Here is a 4855-nt window from a genome sequence, read left to right on the forward strand (position 1 = left end):
CGGCTCAAGCCATTTGATTTTTCATTGTCAAGAGTAGGATTCAGGCCTTCTCTCAAAGGTTCACATACTTGTAAAACCGAAGCTTTGGATATATTAGGAACGGTTTTGTCCGAAGAACAACTTGCTCCTTACCGTTCCTCAACCTTTCCACGCTTTGTTAGTGGCAATATGGAAAACATTATATTGCATAGCGAGGGTGAGGTATCTGAGCACATTAAAGAGTCTAAAGAAAAGATTTATTTTCGTGATCGACACACACCTGGAGTTAAATTAATTTGGTCTGTTCCCCCACAAAAAATTGATGTATTGCCAAACAGTAAGGCACAGATTAGTTTTGCCGTAGATGATGAGTATTGTATTGAAGTGAAGGCAATCGTTAGTAAACTACAACGTTTAGACTGGTTATTACGTAATGCTGTGGTACCAGAACAATATAAGGAATATCAAAAGCGCTTGCTTGAGCGGGTGGTTGCTTATTATTGTGCTTTTGAAGTGATAGAGCCGGAAACAAAAACAGACAAAGTATCGGGTTTGTCAGGATTTGCCTATTCATTATTTAGTTGGCCGAAAAATAAAGAACAAATGAATTTAATTACCAAGATTAATGCGGCAAAGTACCTTTTTAATTCATTATATATGGCTATTGTCAGCGGATGGGAAATTGATGATGCTTTAGCGCCTGAACCGGCAATACTTTCAAAACAAACAATAGCAGTAAATAATAGTAATGAAGAGGTATTATCACCCACAGAAAATTCATTAGAAGCGTTAGCTGCATATCTTGACGTAGATACACAGAAAAAACTGTGCAAGATTATCGGCCGCACTTATTGCGCGCCAGAACTTGAATTGGATGAGAACGGATCTAGAAATACAGTAACCATGATTAAATAGCAATGAACCAGAAAAAACCGGTTCATTACCTTGAAAATGACCGTACTTGGCATATCTTGAGCAGAAAAACTCTGGAATATACGCATATTGCTATCTATATAGCGTCTTCCCAGAGTTTTTTCGTTTTAACTTACAGCTTAGTTCACCAGAATTTTGACCTTTCTAAGTGACTTAAAATTATGCAGCCATTGTCTTAACACGAGCAACTAGACGGCTTTTAATACGAGCCGCTTTGTTCTTGTGAATTAATCCTTTTGCAGCTGCTTTATCGATAATAGGTTGTGCTTTAGTATAAGCAGCAGTTGCGGCGTCTTTATTACCTGCTTCAACAGCTTTTAATACATTTTTAATGTAAGTACGGAACATAGAACGTGCACTGGCGTTGTGTTGACGCAGTTTTATGTTTTGGCGAGCACGTTTGATCGCTGATTTAATATTTGCCACTTAAAGATCTCCAGTCATTCAGACAATACAAAAGATGGTGATTCTTGCATAATGAGTCAGAATTTGTCAATAGAATTCTTTATTCACACAGAAGAACTGAATTATGAAGGAGCAAGACTTTACCTTGCCTCCTTAGCTTGAACGGAGTGAACGGGGGACATTTTATCCCTAGCTCACGTTAAATTTAAAATTATGTAACTGGATGTGTTTGGGTATATCATAAGAGCTCTTTTTTAAATTAACTAAAAATATGTCAGCAACTAAAACCGATATGATGATCCCTAAACGACAAAGCTTGTTGCGCTCCACAACTCTAGTTTCATTAATGACCTTCATTTCACGCATGCTAGGTTTCGTTCGCGATATGGTGCTTGCCAATTTTTTTGGCGCTCAAGCGGGAATGGATGCATTTTTTGTCGCTTTTCGTATTCCTAATTTTATGCGTCGTTTATTTGCTGAAGGGGCTTTTGCACAGGCTTTTGTACCCGTACTGGCAGAATATCAAAAAACACGGTCCGCAGATGATGTGCGGGTATTTATCGCGCGTATTGCCGGCTATTTAGGCTCTATTCTGACGGTAGTCACTGTCATTGGCATGGTTGCCTCGCCAGTCATTATTTTTTTATTTGCTCCAGGTTTTAGTCATGACAGTAGTCGTTCGCTTCTCGCGACTGAGATGTTGCGTATCACGTTCCCATTCTTGATGCTAGTTTCTTTAACTGCAATGTCTGGGGCAGTGTTAAATACCTATGGTTATTTTGCAGTGCCTGCATTTACTCCCGTATTGCTTAATATCAGTATGATTTTAGCTGCGCTTTATCTTTGTCCCCATTTACCCCAACCGGTTACAGGACTGGCCTGGGGGGTATTGATCGCAGGTATTGTCCAATTATTATTTCAAATCCCTTTTTTATACCAGCGTCATTTGCTGGTAAGACCGCAGGTAGTGCGCAATGATCCTGGGGTTAATCGTGTCCTTAAGTTAATGGTGCCCGCTTTATTTGGCGTGTCGATTGCGCAACTTAATTTGATGGTTGATAGTATTTTTGCTTCCTTCTTAAAAGTAGGTAGTGTGTCTTGGTTGTATTATACCGATAGGCTAACCGATTTTCCTTTAGGCGTTTTTGGCGTAGCGATTGCAACGGTAATTCTGCCTCATCTTTCTAGACGTCATGCAGAACAAAGTATAACTCAATATTCACAAGCCTTGGATTGGGGGCTGCGTTCGATCTTATTAATCGGCATTCCTGCTGGTTTGGGCTTGTGTTTATTTTCGATGCCTTTAATCGTGAGCTGCTTTGCTTATGGTAAATTTACCTTGAATGATGTTTTGCAAACCCAAAAAAGCTTAATTACTTTGGCATCAGGCGTTCCCGCTTTTATGATGGTTAAGGTATTGGCCTCTGGTTTTTATGCGCGCCAAGACATTAGTACGCCTGTTAAGGTTGGAGCCATTTCGATGATCGTGAATACTTTATTGTGTTCGATCTTAGTCTGGCATTTCGCGCATGCAGGACTCACGTTAGCATCTGCTTTGGCAGGTTATGTGAATTGCGGGGCTTTATTGTTTTTACTGGTTAAACGCCGGGTATTTCAACCATCGCCAGGTTGGTTGAAATATAGTATACAATTAATATGTGCTAATGCGGCAATTAGTATCTACCTGATTCTTATGAATGGAACAGTCGAGTATTGGTTAAGTTTTCCGCCAGTCATGCGTTTGTGCTTATTATTGGCTCACGTACTTGCTGTAGTGGTAATTTATTTATTGGTATTAGGTTTGACCGGACTTAGACCTATTCATTTCCGTGGCCAGATGAAGGAATAAAGAAATGTACGCTGAATTATTTTATGACACTCGTAGTGACCGAGCAATTCCTCTTTATTTGATTTCCCTAACTCAATGGGAAGAAGGTATCGATTTTTTAACGCCAGCTGAACGTAATAGTTTGGCGGTGAAAGAATTTACAGGGAAAGTAGGGGATTATTGTTTAATCTCTAATGCAGATGGCTTGGTTGATAAAGTTTATATTGGTACGGGTAATGGTAATCAAGAATTAGCGTTAGCTAATGCGGCGTTACAATTACCAGCAAGTTATTATGCCGTGCAGGGGGCTATGACTCAGGAAGCGGCGCTTTTTTGGGCTTTAGCTCAATATCGTTTTGACCGGTACAAAAAAAATGAAGTATCACCACGTATTTTAGCAGTTAAATCAGAGGAATTAGCCAATCTGCTCGCCTTAGCTGATGCACACTTTTTAGTGCGGGATTTAGTCAATAAGCCAACTGATGATTTAGGCCCTACAGAAATGGCTGCAGTGGTTGAGGAATTGGCTACGACGCATGGCGCAGAATTTAAACAATGGGTCGGTGATGAATTACTGAGCGCGAATTTTCCTGCCATCCATGCTGTAGGTCGTGCAGCGATCTCTGCTCCTCGTTTATTGTCTTTAACTTGGGGGGATGCATTGCATCCCAAAGTTACCTTAGTGGGCAAGGGAGTTTGTTTTGATACAGGTGGTTTAGATATTAAATCTGCTTATGGCATGCGTTTGATGAAAAAAGACATGGGCGGGGCGGCTCATGTTATTGGTTTAGCGCAGTGGATTATGACGCGTAAATTACCAGTGCGTTTACAGATGCTTGTTCCTGCGGTGGAAAATGCAATTGGTCCTAATGCGTTTAGACCAGGCGATGTGCTGACCATGCGTAATGGATTAACGGTGGAAGTACATAATACCGATGCCGAGGGACGTTTGGTTTTGGCGGATGCGTTGGTTAAAGCCTGTGAAGAGCAACCTGATTTACTTATTGATTTTGCTACCTTAACTGGCGCCGCTCGTGTTTCTGTTGGTACGGAAGTATCTGCTTTATTTACTAATAATGACCAATTGGCTACTGAAGTACTTGATGCTTCTTGTAAAGCGGTGGATCCTATGTGGCGTTTGCCTTTATTTACGCCCTATGAAGACTATCTTAAATCGAATATGGCGGATATGGCCAATACCAGTGATCATCCTTATGCTGGTGCGATTATTGCCAGTCTTTTTCTGCAACGTTTTATAACAAAATCAACCGTTTGGATGCATTTGGACATTATGGCATGGAGTGAGCGCAGCAAACCAGGTAAGCCCGAAGGTGGCGAAGCTATGGGATTACGTGCGATTGCTGAATACTTGTTACGTGTTTATGGCTAAAAAGGAGCTTTTTATGTTGGTAACCTTTCATTCAAATGCTTATGAAAATATTACTTATTTTGGTGATGTGGCGCAGCAGTTACTGGTGTTAATGGGGCATAGTGGCACAATTCCTGGTGCCATTAAGTCTCAAGATCTTCCGCAGGCATTAAGTCATTTGCAAAAGGCGCTCGCAAAAGGAAAACTCAGTGGGTCAAAGCAAGAGGATGACGATGGTGATGTTGAAATTGGTTTAGCCAAACGAGCAATTCCTTTGATTAACTTATTGCAGGCTTCAATTAAAGATGATTGTGATGTGTTGTGGGATTCTTAAGTGTATT

The 4855-nt window shown here is 40.7% G+C and carries 4 protein-coding genes and 1 pseudogene; 4 read left to right on the top strand and 1 reads right to left on the bottom strand.

The features are described 5' to 3' along the window. A pseudogene (locus tag LDG_RS19185) lies at positions 1-894 on the top strand (hypothetical protein); the annotation flags it as partial. 177 nt (positions 895-1071) lie between these two features. Here the strand turns inward: LDG_RS19185 and rpsT are convergent. Next, the gene (rpsT, locus tag LDG_RS16115) at positions 1072-1338 is read right to left on the bottom strand and encodes a 30S ribosomal protein S20 (RefSeq protein WP_006872512.1); all 267 of its coding nucleotides are present in this window, start codon (positions 1336-1338) and stop codon (positions 1072-1074) included. A 250-nt stretch (positions 1339-1588) separates the two neighbouring features. Here rpsT and murJ point away from each other — a divergent pair, with 250 nt between their 5' ends. Genes murJ through LDG_RS16130 form a run of 3 tightly spaced genes read left to right on the top strand, consistent with a single transcriptional unit; the run spans position 1589 to position 4848 of the window. Continuing rightward, positions 1589-3166, top strand: a complete 1578-nt coding sequence (murJ, locus tag LDG_RS16120) for a murein biosynthesis integral membrane protein MurJ (RefSeq protein ID WP_040536274.1) — start codon at positions 1589-1591, stop codon at positions 3164-3166. A 4-nt stretch (positions 3167-3170) separates the two neighbouring features. Then, the gene (locus LDG_RS16125) at positions 3171-4535 is read left to right on the top strand and encodes a leucyl aminopeptidase family protein (RefSeq protein ID WP_006872515.1); all 1365 of its coding nucleotides are present in this window, start codon (positions 3171-3173) and stop codon (positions 4533-4535) included. 13 nt (positions 4536-4548) lie between these two features. Then, on the top strand, positions 4549-4848 hold the full coding sequence (locus LDG_RS16130) for a DUF1840 domain-containing protein (protein ID WP_006872516.1): 300 nt from the start codon (positions 4549-4551) through the stop codon (positions 4846-4848). The last annotated feature ends 7 nt before the right edge of the window (positions 4849-4855 follow it).

This window comes from Legionella drancourtii LLAP12 (assembly GCF_000162755.2).
Taxonomy (GTDB): Bacteria; Pseudomonadota; Gammaproteobacteria; order Legionellales; family Legionellaceae; genus Legionella; species Legionella drancourtii.

What these genes read in the sequence shown, in the direction of transcription:
- murJ (WP_040536274.1), top strand. Translation starts at nt 1,589, where the DNA reads ATGTCAGCAACTAAAACCGATATGATGATCCCTAAACGACAAAGCTTG.
- LDG_RS16125 (WP_006872515.1), top strand. Translation starts at nt 3,171, where the DNA reads ATGTACGCTGAATTATTTTATGACACTCGTAGTGACCGAGCAATTCCT.
- LDG_RS16130 (WP_006872516.1), top strand. Translation starts at nt 4,549, where the DNA reads ATGTTGGTAACCTTTCATTCAAATGCTTATGAAAATATTACTTATTTT.